Here is a 2,021-nt window from a genome sequence, read left to right on the forward strand (position 1 = left end):
CCGCCGCACCGGCCCCCGCGGCCGGGCGCGCCGCCCCGCAGGGGCAGCCCGCCGCGCAGCACTCCCCGCACGCCGCGACCCAGGTCCAGGCCGGCGGGCGGCGCCGCAACGCGCCCACCCAGCTCGTGGTGGTCCAGGGCTCGCTGGCCGGCACCACCGTCGCGCTCCAGGGTCAGACCATCACCCTGGGCCGCGCCCACGACTCCACCATCGTGCTGGACGACGACTACGCGTCCTCCCGTCACGCCAGGATCTATCCGGATCAGACTGGGCAGTGGACCGTCGAGGATCTAGGCTCCACCAACGGCACCTATCTGGAACGGCAGCGCCTGACCGCGCCGACCCCGCTCCAGCCGGGCGTGCCGATCCGTATCGGCCGGACCGTCATCGAACTGCGGAAGTAGTAGCGCATGAGGGACAGCATCCCGTCCATGACCCAGAGGGGGGCTCAGGTCGCATGACCCTGGTGCTGCGCTTCGCCGCCGGCTCCCACAAGGGACTGATCCGGGAGGGGAACGAGGACTCCGGCTACGCCGGCCCGCGGCTGCTGGCCGTGGCCGACGGCATGGGCGGCGCCGCCGCCGGCGAGGTCGCCTCCTCCGAGGTGCTCGGCTCGATCGTCCGCCTGGACGAGGACGTGCCGGGCGCCGATCTGCTGACCCTGCTCGGGGACGCCGTCCAGGGCGCCAACGACCGGCTCCGGCAGATGGTCGAGGAGGATCCGCAGCTGGAGGGCATGGGCTGCACCCTCACCGCGATGCTGTGGACCGGCCAGCGGATGGGCCTGGTGCACGTCGGCGACTCCCGCGCCTACCTGCTGCGCGACGGCTCGCTGGTGCAGATCACCCAGGACCACACCTGGGTGCAGCGCCTGGTCGACGAGGGCCGGATCACGCCCGAGGAGGCCGAGACCCACCCGCAGCGCTCGCTGCTGATGCGCGCGCTGGACGGCCGCGGCCAGGTCGAGCCCGACCTGTCGATCCGCGAGGTCCGGGCCGGCGACCGCTACCTCATCTGCTCCGACGGCCTCTCCGGCCCGGTGAGCCACCAGACCCTGGAGGCCACCCTCGGGAGCTTCTACGCCCCCGAGCAGACCGTGCAGGAGCTGATCCAGCTCGCGCTGCGCGGCGGCGGCCCGGACAACATCACCTGCATCGTGGCGGACGTCATCGACGTCGGCGCCACGGACACCCTGAGCGGCCAGTTCAACGACGTCCCGGTGGTGGTCGGCGCGGTCGCCGAGGCCCCGCCGTCCTCGGCCGCCACCGACCGGTCGATCCGCGACACCCCGGCCGGCCGCGCGGCGGGCCTGGGCCGCGGCCCGCAGGGCGCCTTCGGCCCCGCCGAGGGCTACGACGGCGGCTACGGCGGCGCCGCCCCGGCCGGCTTCGGCCCGGCCGAGGGGTACGAGGAGGGCTACCAGCAGGGCGGCTTCGGCGCGTCCGAGCCCCCGGTGTACGGCACCGAGGAGTTCGACGACGAGGAGCGGCCGCGGCGCAAGGGCGGCGGCAAGGCGCTCAAGCTGTCGCTGGTGGCGCTGGTCTCGCTCGGCCTGCTCGGCGGCGGTGGCTACTTCGGCTACCAGTGGACGCAGAGCCAGTACTACGTCGGCGCGGACGGCGACCACGTCGCGGTCTACCAGGGCATCAACCAGAACCTGGCCGGCCTGAAGCTGTCCTCGGTGCACACCACGTACGACGAGGCCAAGCTCAACCTGCTGCCGCAGGACCAGCGCAGCCTCGTCGACGCCACGATCTCGGCCGCCAGCCTGGACGAGGCCGAGAACACCGCCAAGAAGCTGAGCGACGCGGCGGGCTTCTGCAGGAAGGTCGCCGACGCCCGGACGGCCGCCGCCCAGCAGAACACCACGGCCACCCCGGCGCCCGCCACCACCGTGGCCCCGGCCGGTTTCCGGACCGCCAACTCGGCGTCCCCCTCGCCGGCCGCGGGCAAGGCGGCACCCGCCGCACCGGCCGCCACCGGACCGGCCACGACGGCCACGCCGGCCGCGCCGTCGGCCC

2 protein-coding genes are annotated in these 2,021 nt (G+C 74.5%); both read left to right on the plus strand.

The features are described from left to right. On the plus strand, nucleotides 1-404 hold a 404-nt coding region (locus ACWEQL_RS42275), incomplete at its 5' end, for an FHA domain-containing protein FhaB/FipA (protein WP_452156919.1). A gap of 53 nt (nucleotides 405-457) precedes the next feature. Further along, the coding region (locus ACWEQL_RS42280; protein WP_452156921.1) for a PP2C family protein-serine/threonine phosphatase at nucleotides 458-2,021 on the plus strand (1,564 nt) is incomplete at its 3' end.

The organism is Kitasatospora sp. NPDC004240 (assembly GCF_053603215.1).